The organism is Psychrobacter sp. Choline-02u-9, assembly GCF_002836505.1.
GTDB lineage: Bacteria > Pseudomonadota > Gammaproteobacteria > Pseudomonadales > Moraxellaceae > Psychrobacter.
In genome coordinates, this window is sequence record NZ_PJBF01000042.1 from 65,316 (window position 1) to 85,905 (window position 20,590).

10 protein-coding genes are annotated in these 20,590 nt (G+C 44.5%); 5 read left to right on the top strand and 5 right to left on the bottom strand.

Annotated elements, in window-relative coordinates:
- Positions 1-52: 52 nt before the first annotated feature.
- The 4 genes from CXF69_RS03925 to ggt form a co-directional block, all read right to left on the bottom strand.
- Complete coding sequence (locus CXF69_RS03925) at positions 53-934, bottom strand: RNA methyltransferase (RefSeq protein ID WP_101204465.1); 882 nt, start codon at positions 932-934, stop codon at positions 53-55.
- Positions 934-1,314, bottom strand: coding sequence for an Hpt domain-containing protein (locus CXF69_RS03930; protein WP_101204466.1), 381 nt, complete (start codon positions 1,312-1,314; stop codon positions 934-936). Before CXF69_RS03930 ends, CXF69_RS03925 begins: the two co-directional genes overlap by 1 nt.
- Positions 1,315-1,386: 72 nt before the next feature.
- Complete coding sequence (dnaE, locus tag CXF69_RS03935) at positions 1,387-5,106, bottom strand: DNA polymerase III subunit alpha (RefSeq protein ID WP_101204467.1); 3,720 nt, start codon at positions 5,104-5,106, stop codon at positions 1,387-1,389.
- 295 nt (positions 5,107-5,401) lie between these two features.
- Positions 5,402-7,360 (bottom strand): gamma-glutamyltransferase, encoded by a 1,959-nt coding sequence (gene ggt / locus CXF69_RS03940; RefSeq protein ID WP_101204468.1) that lies wholly within the window; start codon positions 7,358-7,360, stop codon positions 5,402-5,404.
- A gap of 339 nt (positions 7,361-7,699) precedes the next feature.
- Here ggt and CXF69_RS03945 point away from each other — a divergent pair, with 339 nt between their 5' ends.
- Both CXF69_RS03945 and CXF69_RS03950 read left to right on the top strand, forming a co-directional pair.
- On the top strand, positions 7,700-9,886 hold the full coding sequence (locus CXF69_RS03945) for a hypothetical protein (RefSeq protein ID WP_101204469.1): 2,187 nt from the start codon (positions 7,700-7,702) through the stop codon (positions 9,884-9,886).
- A 55-nt stretch (positions 9,887-9,941) separates the two neighbouring features.
- Complete coding sequence (locus tag CXF69_RS03950) at positions 9,942-11,558, top strand: hypothetical protein (protein WP_102078241.1); 1,617 nt, start codon at positions 9,942-9,944, stop codon at positions 11,556-11,558.
- A gap of 149 nt (positions 11,559-11,707) precedes the next feature.
- Here CXF69_RS03950 and CXF69_RS03955 read toward each other — a convergent pair whose 3' ends face one another.
- Positions 11,708-12,232: a Spy/CpxP family protein refolding chaperone gene (locus CXF69_RS03955; RefSeq protein WP_227543643.1), complete on the bottom strand. Its 525-nt coding sequence runs from the start codon at positions 12,230-12,232 to the stop codon at positions 11,708-11,710.
- A 374-nt stretch (positions 12,233-12,606) separates the two neighbouring features.
- Here CXF69_RS03955 and CXF69_RS03960 point away from each other — a divergent pair, with 374 nt between their 5' ends.
- From CXF69_RS03960 to CXF69_RS03970, 3 genes are all read left to right on the top strand, one after another.
- Positions 12,607-13,293, top strand: coding sequence for a response regulator transcription factor (locus CXF69_RS03960; protein ID WP_057759848.1), 687 nt, complete (start codon positions 12,607-12,609; stop codon positions 13,291-13,293).
- A gap of 14 nt (positions 13,294-13,307) precedes the next feature.
- A complete protein-coding gene (locus CXF69_RS03965) occupies positions 13,308-14,945 on the top strand; it encodes a sensor histidine kinase (RefSeq protein WP_101204473.1) in 1,638 nt (545 codons plus the stop codon).
- A 429-nt stretch (positions 14,946-15,374) separates the two neighbouring features.
- Complete coding sequence (locus CXF69_RS03970; protein WP_101204474.1) at positions 15,375-20,477, top strand: YadA-like family protein; 5,103 nt, start codon at positions 15,375-15,377, stop codon at positions 20,475-20,477.
- Positions 20,478-20,590 lie beyond the last annotated feature (113 nt).

Below are 20,590 nucleotides of genomic sequence, written 5' to 3' on the forward strand. Positions count from 1 at the left end.
AATATAGTAAAAAGCTGTCAAACAAAGGCAAGCTTATAAACTACGGCTTGTTTTAGTCTTTCGATAGTTTGGCAATCAAAGCGCTTAATAGCTGATATTCTTTTTGATCAAGCTGTAGGCGTGACCCAAGTCTAGACAAGCGTGATGGCAATGACTTTAGATGTTCGTTATTTGCTAGGCCACGCTGTACCATAAGGTCAGTGGTGCGCTGAGTGAGCTGTTGCAGCTGCTGCTGATTAATAGCAGGCTCATCCCATTGCTGACGCAAATTCACATTGATTATCGATTGGGCGTCTGTGCTTGCATCCGAATCTAAACTATCAGCTGTCTGAGTATGCGTTTGAGCATAAGCAAAAATAAAGCTGGCGATGACTTGCACCGCTGATGCAACATTTAGCACAGGGTAAGCAGGATTGGCATCGATTTGAACGTGATAATCAGCATAAGCCAATTCTTCATTGGTCAATCCACGGTCTTCACGTCCAAACAATATAGCAATATTTGGTTTGTTAGAAGTAGCAGCAGATGAGGTATCAACATTACTATCGTCTGCACTTAACGCTGCCTGTGCATCGATAAAGTCAAACATAATCTTAGCGGCTTGCGTAGGTGTCACGACAGGGCGCGGCATATGACGGCTACGACTGCTAGCGGCAAATACCAACTGACAGTCTGAAATAGCAGATTCTAAAGTGGGTGTAATCAAAGATGAGGATAATAATTCACTGCCACCCGCTGCATGAGACACACTGGTTTCGTCAATCGGTAATTTGGGATCAACCACCGTTAAGCGAGACAAGCCCATGGTATGCATTGCACGGGCAGCCGAACCAATATTGGCAGGCAAAGTCGTATTAACCATGACTACTTGTAGGCAATCAAGGTAGTCGCTTACTGTATGTGATGATACGGCTAATGAAGCGTCGTTACTCATTATTGTCCCAGTCTCTGATTGATTTCTTGTTCAGCACGGTGTAATGCAATGGCAATCTCTTCGATCAGGACGGCTTGCTCATTAATCCGGCGCTCACGGCAGTATTCTTGTAACTGGCTGCTAAGACGGACTAATTGAGTCGTACCTAAGTTGGCGCTGGCGCCTTTTAAAGCATGAGCAGTTTCGAAGCCATTGGCGTTATCGTCTTTTTGATGGGCAATTCGCAGCGCTGCAACTCTTTGCTTACTATCAGAAAAATATACTTGTATCAAATCAACAAAGTCTTCTTCGAGCAGGTCACGCATGTCCTCGAACTGTTCATGATTGATGATTTCTTCATCAGTTTGTCCGAGCATATTATTATTTGTAGTGTCATCCATCGTGGTTGTCCAATTTATAAAAGTTAAAGCAATAAGATTACTATAATGAATTTTTAAAACGTAATGTACGTCTTAGCTGTAATGAAAATGTAAGTTCTCTTCACTGACCAAAGTCTTTAATGTCTGCAAGTTATCGTCATTTGGGTAAACGCGCCAGTGTTCAGACAGTCCAACATTTGCGATGCCATAGACCTCATAAATGCTTAGTCCAAGTGGCAGACAGTTATCATTGATAGAAGCGTCAGTATTACTCAGGGCATTATTGGCATAACTGGCTGACATACCGTTTTGATTGGCCGCGTCATGATTCATGTCGCTCTCTAATGCCAATAAGTCATTACCGTTCTCATCATACAAGCTACCACCCATTGCAGGGTCGTAGACGTTACTACCGCTGCTACTTTGCTCGTCTTGCTCTTGGTTATATGCCAGACGCGGCTCAGGAATAATGTCAGCTTGGGCTGATTTAAGTAACGGCTGTAGACGTGTGAGCAGATTAATATCACTACCATGAACTTTGATACTGATTTTTTTGAGCCAACGTAGTCTGGCATCTACCATACTCATGGCACTATCAAGACGTGCAAACAAACGTCCATCGCGCTCACGGATGCTGCCTTTGATGATGACGACTTCATCGATTTTCAACTGCTCTTTGACACGATTAAAACGCTCAGCGTAGCAGCTGACCTCGAGTCTCGATGTACCATCATCCAAAGTAATCACGTTGCGATTACCAAAGTTGGCAATATCTATAATAAGCCCCGAGAAATAACAGCTACCGTTATAGCCAGTATCGGTCAACTTGTCGAGACGCGCACCAGAGGTATAGCGTTTGAGCTCATCCAAATACTCATTGATTGGATGTCCCGTTAAGTACAGTCCCAAGGTGTTTTTTTCGGCTTTTAGGCGGTGTTTGTCACCCCAGATGAGTTCTGGCGTCATGACTAACGGCGGCGCTGCGACCACACCGTCCATTTCACCAAACAAATCCATCATACCGATTTCGCGGTTTTGACGGTCTTGCTCAGCGGCTTGTACGGCGCTTGGCAATTGACTCATTAAGGCACCGCGAATCTCGTAAGCTTCATCGGCTGGCAAGTCAGGTCGTAGCGTGGCGGCAAAGTCATCAAAACAGCCAGCGCTAACCAATGCTTCTAGTGTGCGTTTATTGACTTTTTTGATGTCCACACGGCGGCAGAAGTCATACAAGTCCTTAAAAGGACCATCCGTGCGACGTGCATCTACGATAGACTCTACCGCGCCTTCACCCACGCCTTTGATTGCGCCAAGACCATAGATGATATTGGTTGGAGTATCGGCAACGAAATGCCACTCACTACGATTGACCGAAGGATTGACTACGGTTAACCCAAAGTTTTCACGGCAGTCATTGATAAAGAACACGACGTTGTCGGTGTTGTTCATATCTGAAGTTAAGACCGCTGCCATAAATTCGGCAGGGTAGTATTGCTTTAGGTAGGCCGTTTGATAAGCCAATACGCCATAAGCCGCAGAATGCGAGCGGTTAAAACCGTAACCTGCGAACTTTTCCATCAAGTCAAATACACCGCCTGACGTGACTTCATCAATGCCTTGTGAGGTGGCACCAGTGACAAAAATATCGCGCTGCTTGGCCATCTCTTCAGGTTTCTTTTTACCCATCGCACGGCGTAGCATATCAGCACCGCCCAAACTATAGCCTGCCATCACCTGCGAGATTTGCATCACCTGTTCTTGATAGACAATAACGCCATTGGTGTTTTCTAAAATCGGCTCAAGATTGGGATGGTCATAAATGACTTCCTCGCGACCATGCTTACGGTCGATATACATCTCTACCATACCTGCATCGAGTGGGCCGGGACGATACAGCGCACACATGGCGATGACATCTTCGATATTGGTCGGTTGCAGTTTGGCCAAATACTTTTTCATGCCCATACTTTCTAGCTGAAAGACCGCCGTGGTTTTGGCATCTTGCAGCAGCTTATAGGCTTTGCTGTCATCTAACGGCAAATCCTCTAAAACTAAGGCAGGTACGTTTTCTTTTGCACGGCGTAAATTGATATTTTCAACCGCTGCGTTGATAACGGTTAAGTTGCGTAGACCCAAAAAGTCAAACTTCACCAAACCGACAGCTTCTACATCGTCTTTATCAAACTGGCTGACACGGTGACCTTCATCATCACAGTAAATGGCGCTAAAGTCAGTGATCTTGTGCGGAGCAATCAATACACCACCAGCATGTTTACCGACATTTCGGCAGACGCCTTCCAGCTTAATCGCCATCTCCCAAATCTCAATGGCATCTTCATAATCCATATTATCAGGATTAGAGATCAAGTCTTTGAGTTGTGGTTCTTGCTCAAGCGCTTGGCTCAGTGTGATGCCAGGCGTTTTTGGAATCAGCTTGGATATTTTATTGGCCAAAAAATACGATTTGCTTTGTACGCGTGCCACATCACGCACAACCGCTTTTGCGGCCATAGTACCAAAGGTAATAATCTGTGAGACGGCATCACGACCATAGGTTTGCGCGACATAATCAATAACGCGGTCACGACCTTCGATACAAAAGTCGATATCGAAATCGGGCATCGATACACGCTCAGGGTTCAAGAAGCGCTCGAATAGTAGATCGTAATGAATCGGGTCAAGGTCGGTAATGTTTAGTGCATAGGCAACCAACGAACCTGCACCAGAACCACGTCCAGGGCCTACTGGCACACCATTGGCTTTTGCCCAGCGGATAAAGTCCATGACGATTAGGAAATAACCGGGGAAGCCCATGGATAGAATAATATCCAACTCATATGCGAGGCGTTCATCGTATCTCTGACGGAAATCGTTCCAATTGTCCGTACGTGCTTCGACAGGAAACAGCTTGTCTAAGCGCTGCTCAAGACCGCGTTGTGACTCGGCACGGAAAAACGACTCAATCGTTTCGCCTGCAGGCACAGGAAAATCAGGTAGGACGTTAATACCAAGCGTTAAGGTGACATTGCAGCGTGTAGCGAGGCGCAAGGTATTGTCAATGACCTGCGGAATATCAGCAAATAATTGCTCCATCTGAGCTTGTGTTTTTAGATACTGCTCATCTGAGTAAGTCTGTGGGCGATTTGGATCAGCAAGGACATAAGAGCCTGCAATACACACGCGGGCTTCATGAGCATCAAAATCATCTTGCTCTAAGAAACGCACGTCATTATGCGCAATGATAGGAATGTTGTGTTTGGCACCTGAATGGATGGCTGCTCTAATAAAAGCATCTTCGCCTGAGCGATTGGTACGCTTGATCGCAAAGTATAAACGATCGTCAAACTGTGCCTGCCACTCAGTAAGTAGTTCATCGGCTTTTTCTGGCATCGAGCCGACCAATGCTTGACCCACGTCTGACTTTTCTGTGAGCAGTACAATCACACCTGCTGCATGCTCTAAGATATGACTGCGCTTAATAACCGGGGTACCATGATTGATAGGATCAGCGCGACCTTCGGTAAACCCGAGCGATACGATACGGGTAATGTTTTGATACCCTTCGTTATTCATCGCAAGTAAGGTAAGGCGTGTGTCTTCATTATCCATGATGACTTCACTGCCAATAATAGGCTTGATACCCGCACCTAAGCAGGCACGATAAAATTTCACCGTGGCATATAAATTGGACAAATCGGTCAATGCCAACGCTCGCTGATTGTCAGCCGCAGCAGCTTTTACCAGCGGTTTAATACGCACGATAGAATCGGTGATGGAATATTCGCTGTGAATGCCAAGGTGTACAAATGCCATAGAAGACTCTTACTGGTACGATCAAAGAAATAAGCTAGCGATAAAATAATTGATTACTATCAATCAATTACGCTGATATCTAGAGGCCGACAAGACCTCGATAGCCATATTGATACGTTTTAAATGGGGTCGTCAATAATAGCATTATTTGCCGCAGACAGCCACAGGTTCAAAGGGTTTAATCTGCGTAAGTTAAGTCATTAAGGTATAAAAACTCGGTTATAGACAACAGCAAAAAGCCCTCAATACAACGAGGTATAGAGGGCTATGTAATTGATAATTAAAGTCAGTTTGTTTAATAACCAACCACTGCCGCATCGACAATACGTGGATCAGACGATCCATAAACACCGTTTGGTGTGAGCATGATCGATTGTGTAGATCCCATTGCAGATTTTGGACTGACCGTATGACCCATTGATTCGAGCTTTTTCACTGTGTCGATATTCAGTGCTTTTTCTACTCGAATTTCATCAGGTAACCATTGATCGTGGATACGCGGCGCATGCGTTGCTTCAGCGATATTCATATCATGGTCGATGACGTTGGATATAATCTGAGTGACAGTCGTGATGATACGGCTACCACCTGGGCTACCAGTAACGATGTAAGGTTTGCTGTCTTTGAATACGAGTGTCGGACTCATAGAAGACAGTGGACGCTTATTGGCTTCCACAGCATTAGCGTCGCCACCAAGTAAACCGTAGCCATTTGGTACGCCAGGTTTGGCAGAAAAATCATCCATTTCATTATTGAGCAAAATGCCTGTACCGTCCGCAACGAGACCAGTACCATAAGAGAAATTCAACGTATAAGTATTGGCTATCGCATTACCGTCTTTATCAACGATAGAGAAGTGTGTGGTCTGATCACTCTCATAGGGCAGAGGATTGTTCGCTTTGATAGTCGCTGCTGGCGTGGCTTTATTGGGATCAATCAACGTACGCAGTTTGTCTGCATAGGCTTGTGAGGTTAAGCCGCTGGCAGGTACATCGATAAAGTCGGCATCTCCCAGATACTCAGCTCGATCTGCATACGCTAACTGCATTGCTTCTGCCATTAAGTGAATAGTCTGTGCGCTGTTTTGTCCGTAGTCTTTGAGCGGATAGCCTTCTAATATATTCAAAATCTGCACGATGTGAATACCACCAGAGGAGGGCGGCGGCATAGAAACAATCTCATAGCCACGGTAGTCGCCTTTGACAGGTTCGCGAGCAATGGCTTGATAATTGGCCAAATCTTGCAGGCTCATGCTACCGCCTGCTTCGTTGACTGCTTTGACCAGTTTTTGAGCGGTCTCACCCTTATAAAACCCATCGGTACCCTGTACCGCAATCCGCTTTAACGAACGCGCAAGCTCAGGCTGCTTTAAACGTTCACCTGGCTGATAAGCGCTGCCATCAGGCTTAAAAAACACTTTTTTAGTACTTGGCCATTTCTGTAAGCGATCACTCAACGCCGTGAGTGACTCGGACAAGCCAGCGGTGACTTCTATACCGTTTTCAGCCAGTGCTATCGCTGGTGCCATAACTTGCTCGCGGCTCATCGTACCATGCTCTTCTAGCGCTTTTAGTAGTCCTGCTACTGTCCCTGGCACGCCAACGGCCAAGCCATGATAGCGAGATAAGTCGCTGACAGCATTGCCTTCTTTATCAAGGTACATATCGCGTGAGGCGCTACTTGGTGCTTTTTCACGGTAATCAAGCGCCACCGTTTTGCCTTGTTTGGCATCATAAATCATCATAAAACCACCACCACCGATATTACCTGCGCGCGGCAAGGTTACTGCTAGGGCAAAACCCACTGCAACGCCAGCATCTACCGCATTACCGCCGTCCTTTAGAATCTGTAAACCAATGTCAGAGGCAAGCGCTTCTTGGGTAGCGACCATGCCGTTCTTTGCCCAAACTGGATGATGAATGGCGTCTTCAGAATAGATGGCTTGGTCACTATTAGCATTGTTAGCATTGTTCGATTCGGTGCTAAGTGTATTGGTCTTTGCTCGCGTGATGCGCTTGGTTTCAGAGAGTACCGTTGGACTATCAGCCATGATGGCCAAGTTTATAGCACTGGTATTGATTGATGTATTGTTGACCGTGGCGTTACTTGTTGAGTTCGTTGGCTCTACAGCCTGTGTGGATATAGATAGCAGTAGCGTACTTGTAATGAGCACGACGCTAGATTTGAGTAAGGTATTAATTTTTGGTTTACGTTGCTGAGCGGTTCGATGGTGGCGAGATAATAACTGTGACATCGCAAAGTCCTTTTTACGCGAGTGGAGAGAATAGAGTTAGGAAATAGATAAGCCTAAATAGTAACGAAAATATGAAATAGTAGAAAGTTGTTTATTATCTTTTGTGGTGTACGCTTTTATAGCGTTCAGCTGTATCAGCTGTATTTCAAATAAATGAAGCTAATTTTCAAGTAAATGAAGCTAATGATAAGACAGCTGTTATGCAGAGAAAATTATTTATCAATGAAGAAATTCTTTAAAAATATTCGCTAATATTACTAAATTGTAACGTCTTGTGATATAAATAACGGTACCACTGTACACTCATTATCGACTGTCTATTCATACAAAGAGATTACTATGTCATCACACCATATTAATAACCGCAATCGACAGCGCTACTCTGAGACTGCGCCCACTTATTTATCTAGCACTGATCATAAAAACTATAATGGTAAAAATAACAATGGTCATCTATATCCAACCAGTAAATTGACTTCTATCGCACTGCTAGTTGGTAGTGCTTCACTTGTACTCGCAGGTTGCCAATCAACTCCAGCCAGCTCAGCTTCCAATCTGTCGTCGAATAGCAGCGTCTCTAGTACCATGATGGACTTTAGTATCGCAGATGCCGCGCAGAGCCAACGTCAGGGTCAAGCCTTTACTGCTAGTCAAAATGCTCAGGCCGCGCGTTATGAGCAGCTGTTTGATCAAGAGAAGTATCCAAGCACCGAAAACCAAGCCAAATCACACTTGCTAGCAGCCATTCGTCAGCACTTGGCGACCGAGCATGTCGCAGTCGCCACAGCCAACTATCGCTCAGCACCATTCATTGACCCAGATAGTATCGATGCAGGATCTAGTAGCTTGCTTAGAACGATCATAGAAACCTATGCGTATCAGCCTGAGGGTATGTATGATAGTAGCGATGATGAGGCGCAAGCTGAGGCTAGAGCAGAATTAGCAGCGGTAGGTGTAGAGTCGAATAAATGCAATGAAAACGAAGATGATGACGCTTATAAAGTCTGTGTGGTAGAGGGTATTAACTACGATTATGATGATGCGAAAGATTCGATAGAGTCCGACTATCCTAGTGACTATGATAAGTCTAGAGCAGAAGCTGAAGCAGAGAGAAGAGCCATTGCTGCTATATTGGCGGAAGCAGGGGAGAATGAGCCGACGATCAGTGATGCTAGCAGCGATAACGATTATGCTTACGATACAGCAGATGACTATAGTAGCGATGATTACAGTAGTGAGGACTATGATAATTATGATGAATACAGTAGCGGTACTGAAGGTAGGCTCTCAGGGATGTCAGGGTTAAGTCCCAAGTCAATGGCTGCAAAATATGAAGCCATGCAAATGGCAAAACAGCAAGCTAAGACAGAGACGGTAAATCGTGGCAGCCTACCAATGTCATCTACAGGCATGATTGGCAATATACTTGATATGTTCCACCGCACTCCTGAGCAAATAGCTGCATCCAATGCTTATCAGTATGAGCATTTAACGTTTAATAGCGTCAGTCAATACCGTCCCAAGCAGCGCCAACTACAAAGTGTCTATAGCTACGACTACGCCACACCAACGATTAGCTCATCGATACAGATACCGTTAGCATTTGATTTTAATAATAGCAGTGTCGTAGTAGATCCATCGGCCATTATGCCGATTGTTGCACTTGTTAACCCTGAGAATACGCCATTGCCAGCACAGATGACCTCGCACACGGTGAGCTTTGGTTTGCCTGAAAGTGTCACGGCACAGTTGCCACCAGCGGTGCTCTACGATGCGGTGCTCAATGCGATACAGAGCAGCATGGCTGAGCTGGCGCCTGAGCATTTTAGCGCAGTCGATATCAGTGGTGATGCGTTTGCCAAAGAAGTCGGTGCGACTCGCGCCGTAAAAGTCTATTTCGGTAGTCAGCAAAGCGGTGAGATGATCGGTAAGACCCTTAAATATGTAACGAAATCACTGCAAGAATACGTAGATGCCAATCCAGATAAATATCCTGATGGTGCCGCACTAAAGACAGCACTTGCTAAAGTGCAGTTATACAATAAAGGCTATCAAAGCGCGGATGTCGGTTCGCTATTGCAGCTGATCGAAGCTATCGGTCCTATCTCGTTTAATCAAATCAACTACTATTACTTAGACAGCTCAGATCGACTGCTGGCCAAGCAGCAACGTGTCAATATCGGTGGTGATTTGATGGGGTCGACCACAACCATGCTAAACCAAGTGCGTTACGATAAAGCCAGCTTCAACCGTCATGCCTTGACACCATTGCTTACAGAGTCTTTTGGTCCAGACGCTATGCCTCCTATCGATGGCAATGCATGGATAGCTACGCAGCGCGAGAAAAAAGACAGATTACAAACGGCCCGCTATGCACGCTACGACTATCAAGATAGCGGTAACGAGGGTGCTTATAGCAGTAATGAATATGGCACTGATGAGTATGGTAACGATAACGACAATGGCACAGACGCTGTCGATGAGAGCCGAGTTGACGATGCTCAAGATGATATGAATGAAAAATAGAAATCAAATGACATCATCGCATTGCATTTACGCTCATATCTATTAAGGATAAAAAATGAAAATAGTACATCACACCATTGCACAACGTCTGCCATGTAAGACTAAAAACAATCTGTTAGTCACCAGCGCATTTTTGACAGGGGCACTGTTGATAACAGGTTGCCAGTCTACCAGTTTGGGCCAGTCCAACACGGCGGCTGTAAAACAAGCACCTAGCATTGCCAAAAAGACACTAGAAACAGCACTACAAAAACAGCGTCGTCAGTCATTTAGCTATCATAGCAATCTTGAAATTGGCAATAACCAACAATTTACAGATGCAGATGCAGATGCAGATGCCGATGCCGATACTAATACTGGTACGGAGAAAATGGCAGCATCAGTCTATGTAGACGAACATTGCGAAGAGGCACATGACCAAGCGTATGCCGCTCTAATTCTGCAAGCCGAACAGCAAAACAAAGATGTCTTAGCGGTGGATTACGATACTAAGCGTGACAGCATAAGGCAGTCGTATTTTGAGTGCGTAGATGCCTATCATGCATGGGATGACCATCAATACGATAGCGATGTAAAAGTAGTACCAGATTATCAAGCGCTATTTGATAATTATGAAGATAAACAAAGACCGTTAGATAGGAAGAAAGCACAGTTATTAGATGAGTACCTACTGAAGCCGCTCTCTATCGACTCTCAAGGGATCTATCAACCGATGGCAGGCAAGGCTACGATGCTCGCTAGTGCGCAATACCAAGCACGTAATCATCACAGCAGTATCAACCAGCCTATTTATATGGATTTTAAAAACGGTGATATTTACCTATGGGCAGATAATTTTGCGATTCTAAACTCAGAATTGTTGGACGATAAACTCGGTACAAAATGGCAAAACAAGTGGTTAAAAATAGCTATTGATGATGGTACATTGCCTAAAGGATTTGGTGGTGAAGTCATCAAAAGCCACTTTGCAGCGTTAGATGCGACTTATGATGCGGCTCCTGTCAGCCAGTTTAATTATGTTGCCCCTAACTCACTTGCTTCAATATCGCCAAAACTGCCTGCGCACCAGTTATCGGCTATGCTACCAAGCGATCAAATCATTCGCCGAGTACAAAGCTTTGGGGATTATCAAGCGTCGCAACAGAAATATATGCAGATTTTCTACGATCGGATCAGTGAAAAATACCCAGAGTTGGTACAAGAACCCGAACCGATGACAGCGTTTGAGTCGATTCAAAATCCAAAGGCATTTACCAGTAAGTCTATTGTACAAAAAATACTGGCTATGATAGAAGATCAAATGAATGAGGAAGCCACGACAGGTGAGGCCGTTGCCAATACAGAAGTACAGGAACTGTACGGGTTTGATAAAAGTGGTCAACTCAAATGGGAGCACTTACGTCGTCAGTTGGACAATACTAGCGAAGCGAATAGTAATAAGGGCATGAGGATAGATGTGTTGCAGCAGTATTCTGCTATCAGCACTAAGGACTTGGCGTTTCCTAACTTACCAAGTAATGTGCAGATGCCGAACGCTAGCAATAGCATTGATTTACGAAAGTATGCTCCAGAGCTGCTGCAATACTACCAAGATGGTAATGGCACGGCAGTAGGTAAGATGGTCTTTAACATGTTGCCGATGGTCAGAGAGCGTATTGGTTCGGTTGAGTAACTTATTAGAGTATTAATGAGTAAATAGAAAGCATTATTAGTTTTTGAACAGGATAATTTTGCACTAAAAAAAGCGCACCTATTAACGGCGCGCTTTTTTAGTTTATACGTATACAGCTGGGTAAAATAACACTTTTCCGGAGTGGTTTATTACATACCTTGCTGTGCACGATCACCACGTTGCTCACGATGGTCTGGACCACGACGGCCTTCGTCGTCACCTTTTCTATCTTCTTTCATTTGTGCAAGTTTTGCACGTTGCTCAGCAGTCAACACTTGAGCGATGGCGTGTTGTGTTTGTACACGTTCGATAAAGCGTTGCTTTTCTTTTGCCGCACGTTGATCAGCCAGACGGTTCAAAGCAGCAGTATTCAAAGTGCTGGCATTGGTCAGTGCTTGTATTTGCTGATCCATTTGCGCGCGTTCTGCTTGATGTTCTGCACGGTCAGCAGTGCGATCGCCACGTTTGTTTTGCATGATGGCTTTGATTTGCGCTTGCTGTGTCGCTGTTAGATCCAGTTTTGACATTGGGCCTCTCATCGCACCATCTTTGTGGTTCTTTTGCATTTGTGCAGTTGGCGTTGTATCAGTGGTTGCGTTAACGCTGGTGCAAGCCGTTACTGTAAATATGCTAGACGCTGCTAATACTGAGCCTAATAGTAATTTTTTCATCATAATATCCTTGATTACATTGAGTTTGATTTCATAAGCACTAAATTTTTATCTTGCAAGTACCATCTGTTGAACGTTATCGCTCGTTATGGTCAGCCATCTTAGAAATGCAATACTTGCTGTTGATAGGAGTATATTACGACAGTTAAAGGTTACGAACATTTATGAAGTATTAAGAAAGGTAACGTTTCTGGTGAATTGGCAAGTGCTTGCCTGATAATATGGTTAACTACAGTCTACCGACAATAAAAATGCCACGGCGGCAATTTCGCTAACCATATCACAATGACACTTGTACGCGGATTTATTGCGTCATGATTACTATAGAGTGATTGGATTGAGTAAATAGAGATAAATAAAAATTAAAGGAGAGAAGCATGCCAAATATCCTGATAGGCGATGACGACGAAGAGTTGACTCAGTTATTGCAAGAGTACTTGGACAATCATGGCATTCGCTGTGACTGCGTGCATGATGGTGCAGCAGTCATACAACGACTCAAGGCAGTAGCACACGAAGATACGGTTTATGATTTACTCGTACTCGATATTATGATGCCAAAATTAGATGGATTAAGTGTCTTGCGCCAATTACCAAATATTATTGATATTCCTGTCATTATGTTAACGGCGAAAGGGGAGGAGATTGATCGTATTATTGGTCTAGAGCTTGGTGCCGATGACTATATCACCAAACCTTGTAACCCTCGAGAGCTGCTGGCTCGTATCAATGCAGTGATTAAACGTACCAATACGACCGCATCAGAGCATACTCCGTTGCCAGAGAGTCGTTTGCATCTCGATCAAAACCAACGCGCCTGTCAGATAGATGGGGTAACGCTACAAGTCACTGGTACAGAGTTTGATCTGCTCGTGGCTCTGCTCAAGCAAAAAGGGGAGGTGGTGAGTAAAGCATGGCTGTCAGAAAATGTCCTGCAACGCGAATTGCAGCCCTTCGACCGTAGTCTCGATGTACATGTATCTCGCTTACGCAAAAAACTTCAACCTTTCCACGATGAACCAATAAAAGCGGTGCGTGGCAAAGGTTATCAACTGGTGCTGTAATGACGGACATATCGATGAAAGCTTCTGAGCAGACCCTCAAAAAAGCACCTAAGTTTAAGGTGCGCATTACCTTGTTTTGGCGTCTGTTTCTGAGCTTATTACTGACGATTTTAATCACCTCTGTATTGTCTATCGTGGTAGAGCGCTGGCTGGCTGAAAAAGAGCTGACCTCTCGTATGGACGTACAAATCGATAGTCTATTGATAAAGCGTGAAGAGATGGTCGCGGCGCTACGGGCTGGTGATGTAGACTCTGTCAGGCAGATGTATCGTCAAGACCGACAGCTGATGAATCAAATCAGAGTCTATGATGAGCAGGGCGCTATTGTATTCCCGCGTTACCGTGACCAAGACGATCGTGCGCAAGGACAGTTGCAAAGTGGTCGGCGGCTAATGGATCGTGCGATACAACCGTTGCAGCAAATACCACCTAGGCCACCTAGAGTAGAGAATAGCGTTTATGGTCTAGAAGGTCGCAATGCTGACAATAGACTTCGTGAACACGACAATGAAATACCGAAAATTGAGCCGTCTTTTTGGCAAAAATTCCTAAAGTCAAGAACAGCAAGTAGTGCAGCAGTAGCTGATATCGATACTCGTCCTGAACTGGCTGATATGTCTGTTGAATTACCTGATGGTCAGTCAATTATCATACAGTTGCGTCCGCACCTACGTTTTTCGGACGTAGTTGAGCTACAGCACGGTAATTTTCCAATACGTTTGCTATTGATCGTTATCTTTAGTGTATTGGTCTGCATATGGCTCAGTCGTACGCTAACTCAGCGGATTGGCCGTGTACAAAATACCGTACACCGTATGATCGATGGTAATTATCAAGCCAACCCAGAACTGTCCAAGATGGGCGATGATGAGTTGGGGCTACTTGCCAAAGACGTTGCCCATCTCTCGACCAGACTGGTTGACAGTGAGCTGGCACGTAAGCAAATGCTCAGTGATATCTCACATGAGCTGCGTTCGCCACTTGCTCGTCTGGATGTAGCGACTGAGCTGACTCGAGACTTTGCGCCCAATGCCAATCGTTATCTGGACCGTATCGATAAAGAATCTACACGAATGAATGAGCTAATTGAGCAAATCATTCATATTCAGTCTCTACAAATGCAGCAATATACCGTCGATAATTTGGAGAGTGAGGCAGTCGATATATCCGACACTATTAGTAATATCGGAGAGGATGTCTGCTTTGAATTTCAACATAAAGACGTGCATTGGCAATGGCAACCGCATGAAGCCTCAGCGCTAGATAGTTTGGAAGGATTTTGGACAGTTCAAGGTAATGCAGAGCAGTTGTATAGTGCACTTGAAAATGTCATTCGCAATGCTTTTATGCACACGGCAGCGGGTTCGACAGTGATTGCGGAAATCAAAGCAATACAAATGGACAATAAGGCACCAGCTGTTCAAATTAATATAACAGACGAAGGCGGCGGTGTCGCAGACAAAGACTTAGAACGTATTTTTCATCCCTTTGTGCGGCTCGATACTGCTCGGCATCGTGACACTGGCGGCTATGGTCTTGGATTGGCTATTGTTCACGCTGTAGTCATGGCTCATAAAGGATATATCAATGCTCATAATCGGCAAGATGGTATTCAAGGGTTAGTGGTTCAAATAGTGCTACCTAGCAGATAAAAAGATAAATAATGCAGAAATAATTTATGTAACCAATATGCGCTTATCATGTATTTTTAATGTGTATAAGCGCATGTTTAGTAGTAGATAAAAGCTGACTCTTTTTAAAACCGACGTAATTTATTATAAATAGACACAAATTAAAAGTAATTATATTCGTTTATATGAATATAAATGACGAACGGTATCAAAACACGGATGAACGGCATTGTCTCTCTGTATATATTCGGTAATACTAATATATACAGAGAGTGATAAAGATTATACAAAACAGAACGTCTTATTCCTTAAAGACTACTACAACTATTATTTGAACAAGGTCTCGTTATTATAAGCTTATAACCCGTTTTATTTTGTCACATCGTCTCTCTGACATGGATCTTATCTCTGATTTTTTAAATCTGACAAGTCTGTAAGGGAGTACGCATCATGAACCGTATCTATAAAGTCATCTGGAATGAAGCCTTAAGTTGTTTTACCGCTGTTGGTGAATACGCGAAGGGACGTGGCAAATCTTCCAAATCTAGCGTTAGCTCTAACGCTACCATCAACACAACGTCTAACCTGTCCGTTATCCATACGTTACGTCTGAGCACTATAGCGCTTGGGCTACTAGCTGCTGGCTTTGGCATGCAGGCAAATGCATTGGGTACCTACTTTGTTGGAGACGATCCAACACCTAGAATACATACCAATTCATTCCTTCATCAAACACTAACGGTGCAGGGTGGAGAAACGGTCATTGGTGATCCAAATACCAAAAATATTAGCGTGACTGCCAATAGACATGATAAGTCGCTAACGATAAAGCTCGATGAAAATGTCGACTTGGGGGCTGATGGTAGTCTCAAAACGGGTGATACCTTAGTCGATAACTCTGGCATTAAGATTACAGCCATAAATCCAGCCAATAGTGTCACTTTGAGCAGTAGTGGCTTAAACAATGGTAATAATAAAATCACCAATGTATCCAATGGTGCTGTGATGGCAGGGAGTAAAGATGCAGTTAATGGCTCGCAGCTATATAGGCTAGTTAATATAGTCAAGGATAACAAGACTAAATATTATAGTGTTGACTCTGAAGCTATTGGCAATGCCAACAACGATGGCGCAACAGGTTATAACGCTATGGCCATGGGTGGCAATGCAAAGGCAACAGGCAGTCAAACTATTGCTATTGGTAGCTCGGAATCTGGACAGCAAACGTTGGCAAGTGGCGAGCAGTCTATTGCTATTGGTGCGAATGTCGTTTCAAGAGGCGGCTCTTCTATTGCCATCGGTGGCGATGACCTAAACTTAGCATCAATATACAATATCGACGGTAGTATCACTAGCACTGATCTAAACAGTGGTACAGTCAATACGGCTTTTAATGAATATGCGGGTCGAGATCTACTGGATGCAAGCGACCCATATACAGGAAATACTGAATCGGGCGGGGCAGCTTCCATAGCAATTGGTGTCAAAGCTCGTACGGCGGGTCATCTTGCAACTGCAATAGGTACGCATGCGAATGCTGCTGCAACCGCGTCATCAGCGTTCGGTGTGGCTGCCTCTGCTACTGAAAAAGGGGCCTTGGCACTGGGTGCTGGCGCTCAGTCTAATACTCAAGATGGCGTGGCGCTAGGATCACAATCTGTAGCTAACGTTGCAGGTGGTGCGCTTGGGTTTGCTCCATCAAGTGCTAGTGTCATAGACAAAGCAGTTATTACAGCAACTAATAGTACAGATCTTGGTGCAGTTTCTGTTGGTAGCTCTACTAATGGTACTCGCCAAATTGTTAATGTCGCAGCAGGTACTCAAAACAGTGATGCAGTAAACGTATCTCAATTAAAAGCGTTAGATACTATCGTTGCTGGCATTGATTTCCCGATTCGTTCTAGCAGTGCACAGCCATACACCACGTCAGTAACAGGTACTGACGCTCTTGCCGTTGGCTCGAATGCCAATGCAAACGGTAATAACTCTACCGTGGTTGGAGAGAACGCATTTGCAAACGCAAACGCAACAGTCATTGGTGAAGGCGCAAGGTCTTCATTCAACGGCTTTGCTGGTGGTCAAGATGCAAAAGCAGGGGTTAATTCAGTGGCGATAGGTCAACGAGCCACAAACGGAACTGCAAGTCGTGCGGTTGCGATAGGCTATCAAGCAAAAGCCATGGCTCAAGACACCATTGCAATTGGTCTTGATGCACAAGCTAAAGCGCAAGGCGGTGTAGCACTCGGTAAAGGTGCTAGTGCAAATGCTCTAAACAGCGTGGCTTTAGGTCAAAACTCTATTGGGGCGGTACAAAGCGGCGCATCTTTCTTAACCAACGTTGCTGCTGATGCCAATAACGGCACCGTCTCAGTAGGCGCTGTTGAAAGCGAACGTCGTATCATTAACGTTGCAGGTGGTTCAGCAGATACGGATGCAGTGAACGTATCTCAGCTAAAAGTGGTTACAGAAACTGCTAATAGAGGTTGGGATATTAGTGCACAAGGTGATAGTGCTACCGCAAGTACGGTAGAACCTGGCGAATCAGTTGACTTCAATAGTAAAAACAGCAACATCACTGTCTCCAAAACAGCAAACAACAATGATGTCTCGTTCGAACTCAACAACAACTTAGACCTAGGTAATAACGGTAGTGTAAGAATGGGTTCGAGCTCTCCATTCGGTCTTGGTAATACAACGACACTTGATCGCTCTGGCCTCAAAACAGGTAACGTATTATCTAGTACTACCGTTGATGGCTTAGGTGTTAGAACGGGTAATGCACTGGCTAGTACATCAGTTAATGGCTTAGGAGTATTTGTGAATGGTCCACTAGGTATTCCTAGTACTGTTCTAACCATGGATGGTTTAACAATTATCGGTGGTCCAAGCGTAACAAGATCTGGTGGTATCAACGCTGGTAATAGAAGGGTTGTCAATGTTGATAACGGTGAAGACCCAAATGATGCTGTCAATGTCAGTCAGCTCAATAGTGCCTCCGCTGCCGCTAAAACAGAGGTCGCTGCAGGTACTAACGTGGCTGACGTTGTAAAGTCTACAGGTGGTAACGGTCAAGATGTCTATACCGTTAATGCGGATGGTGTGACTGCTTCAGCAGGCTCTGATGCTGTCACAGTAACAGCAGGTGAAAAAGACGAGACGACTAACACGACCGATTATGCTGTTGATTTAAGTGCTGATAGCAAAGCCAGTCTGGTAAAAGCGGACAGTGCCATGCAGACCATTGTTGCTCAAATAGATGGCGTTGATGTCAAAACGCTTAACCAAACGGACAATACGGCTAATTTCCTAACAGGAGATAACATTGTTCTCACTGCTGAGGATGGTGGTATTAAAATCGCTACAAAAGAGGATGTCACTTTCACGAGTGCCAGCTTTGCTAATAGTACAGTTCGTGTGAGTAGTGAAGGTCTTGATAATGGCGGTAATAGAATCATCAATGTAGATGATGGTCAGGGAGATACAGATGCCGTCAATGTTAGACAATTAAATGCAACCAACAATACAGTGGACCTAGGACTGAACTTCACAGGAGATGATACAACCGTTGTCGTCAATCGCAAGTTGGGTCAAACGTTGACACTCCAAGGAGGCGCGACAGAGTTAACTGAGAACAATATCGGTGTGATCGCTGATGAAGAGGGCAATCTAAATGTTAGATTGGCTGAAGATGTCATGCTTGGTAAAAACGGTAGCGTGAGAATGGAAAGCACGGTACTTAACAATGCAGGCGTCACCATCACTGATGGTCCTAATCAGACCATTACGTTAAGCAACGAAGGTCTTGATAATGGTAATAATAGAATTATCAAAGTTGATAAGGGAATTGCCCCAACCGATGCCGTAAACTTTGCACAGCTCACTATGACTAATGATGAAATCGCTAAAGGCATCAAAATTGGTGACGGCAATAGTGCCAATGATCAGCAATTTGCATTAGGCGATACCATCAATGTCACAGGAGATAACAATCTGACTACTGTCGCTTCTGCGACTGGCGTCCAAGTGAAACTGAATAATCAGTTAGACCTCGGAGATGATGGCAGTATACAGATAGGCAATAGCATCATGAGTGATGCAGGCTTTACCTTCGTTGGAAATGGCGTGAATAGAATGGTTTCGCAGGTCTCATTGAGTAGTCGTGGTCTAGATAATGGAGGCAACACCATTCGCAACGTTGGGGAAGGTGTGCTAAATACGGATGCTGTCAATGTTGGGCAGTTAAAAGATGTCGCCATTGCCTTGGATCAAGGTTGGGGCATCACCGCTCAAGGTGATATCGCTACGATGGTAAAACAAGGAGATGCCGTCGACCTCAGTAGTAAAGACGGTAATATCAAGGTATCTAGGAAATCAGTGAGTGATGTCGCTGCTTTCGATAGTAGTCCATCACTACAAGCTGTAGCCATCCCTACCAATGCTAATGACATTAGCTTTGATTTGAACCCAGATATTACTTTGAATAGCGTAACCACTGGTGGTACGGTCATGAATGACGATGGACTGACCATTGCAGGTGGCCCAAGCATCACAAAAAGTGGTATTGATGCCGCTGATACCAAAATTACCAACGTTCAAAATGGGGAAGTTTCGGCGACAAGTCAGGACGCTATAAATGGTGGTCAGCTTTATGCCCAAGGAACTGGTATCAGCAGTATTATCGGTGGTGACATTGTTTACAATGCCGAAGATGGTACTTTCACCAACAGCGACATTGGTGGAACGGGTGAAAGCAATATTGATGGTGCGATTGCTTCTATCAGACAAGGCACGATTGAAATTAGTGAAAATGTGCAAATTAACACAGAGAGCATTACCACTAATACAACCAATATCGCGACCAATACGACAAATATTGCTACGAATATCAGCAATATCACGACCAATACCACGAATATCAGAACCAATACGGATAAGCTAAATGCTGGACTCAATTTTGGCGCAGACAGTGGTGCCAATATCAACAAACCAATTGGCGATGATAGTGTCCTAAGCTTTACTGGTGGCAATAACATCACCACCACAGCAGATGGCAGTAGTATTAAGTTTGATCTAAACGGTAATATCAGCGTTGATAGTGTCACAGTTGGGACAACGATTATCAATAGTGAGGGCATCAGTATGCAAGATGGGCCAAGTATGACGTCTCAAGGTCTATATGCTGGTAACCAACGTATGACTGGTGTCGCCGATGGTGTCGAAGCGACAGACGCCGTCAACTATAGTCAGCTTAGCGCGCTTGATAGTCGACTCAATAATAATATGAGCGATCTTGGCTACAAAATCGACGAAGTAGAAGACGATGCAAACGCAGGTATTTCAGCCGCGATGGCAATGTCGGCAATGCCTCAGGCTTATATCGCAGGTAAGTCACTGATTGGTGGCGGTGTCGGTACCTATAACGGAGAAAGTGCTGTAGCAATTGGTTTCTCTAAATTATCTAACGACGGTCGCTGGGTCATTAAGGTAAATGGTTCGGCAGATACTCAAGGAAACGTAGGCGGCGCAGTGGGTGCAGGTTTCCATTTTGACTAACAAAACCTCTCAATTGTAGCTATCGGTAGACTATAAAAAAGCAAGACATCTAATGTTTTGCTTTTTTACGGCTTAAAGATAAACAATTGATGCAGCAATAATGTCGATGAATC

Excerpts from the sequence above, each read along its gene's own strand:
- CXF69_RS03950 (WP_102078241.1), top strand. The coding sequence starts at position 9,942 with ATGAAAATAGTACATCACACCATTGCACAACGTCTGCCATGTAAGACT.
- CXF69_RS03925 (WP_101204465.1), bottom strand. The coding sequence starts at position 934 with ATGAGTAACGACGCTTCATTAGCCGTATCATCACATACAGTAAGCGAC.
- CXF69_RS03955 (WP_227543643.1), bottom strand. The coding sequence starts at position 12,232 with ATGATGAAAAAATTACTATTAGGCTCAGTATTAGCAGCGTCTAGCATA.
- ggt (WP_101204468.1), bottom strand. The coding sequence starts at position 7,360 with ATGTCACAGTTATTATCTCGCCACCATCGAACCGCTCAGCAACGTAAA.
- dnaE (WP_101204467.1), bottom strand. The coding sequence starts at position 5,106 with ATGGCATTTGTACACCTTGGCATTCACAGCGAATATTCCATCACCGAT.
- CXF69_RS03930 (WP_101204466.1), bottom strand. The coding sequence starts at position 1,314 with ATGGATGACACTACAAATAATAATATGCTCGGACAAACTGATGAAGAA.
- CXF69_RS03965 (WP_101204473.1), top strand. The coding sequence starts at position 13,308 with ATGAAAGCTTCTGAGCAGACCCTCAAAAAAGCACCTAAGTTTAAGGTG.
- CXF69_RS03970 (WP_101204474.1), top strand. The coding sequence starts at position 15,375 with ATGAACCGTATCTATAAAGTCATCTGGAATGAAGCCTTAAGTTGTTTT.
- CXF69_RS03960 (WP_057759848.1), top strand. The coding sequence starts at position 12,607 with ATGCCAAATATCCTGATAGGCGATGACGACGAAGAGTTGACTCAGTTA.
- CXF69_RS03945 (WP_101204469.1), top strand. The coding sequence starts at position 7,700 with ATGTCATCACACCATATTAATAACCGCAATCGACAGCGCTACTCTGAG.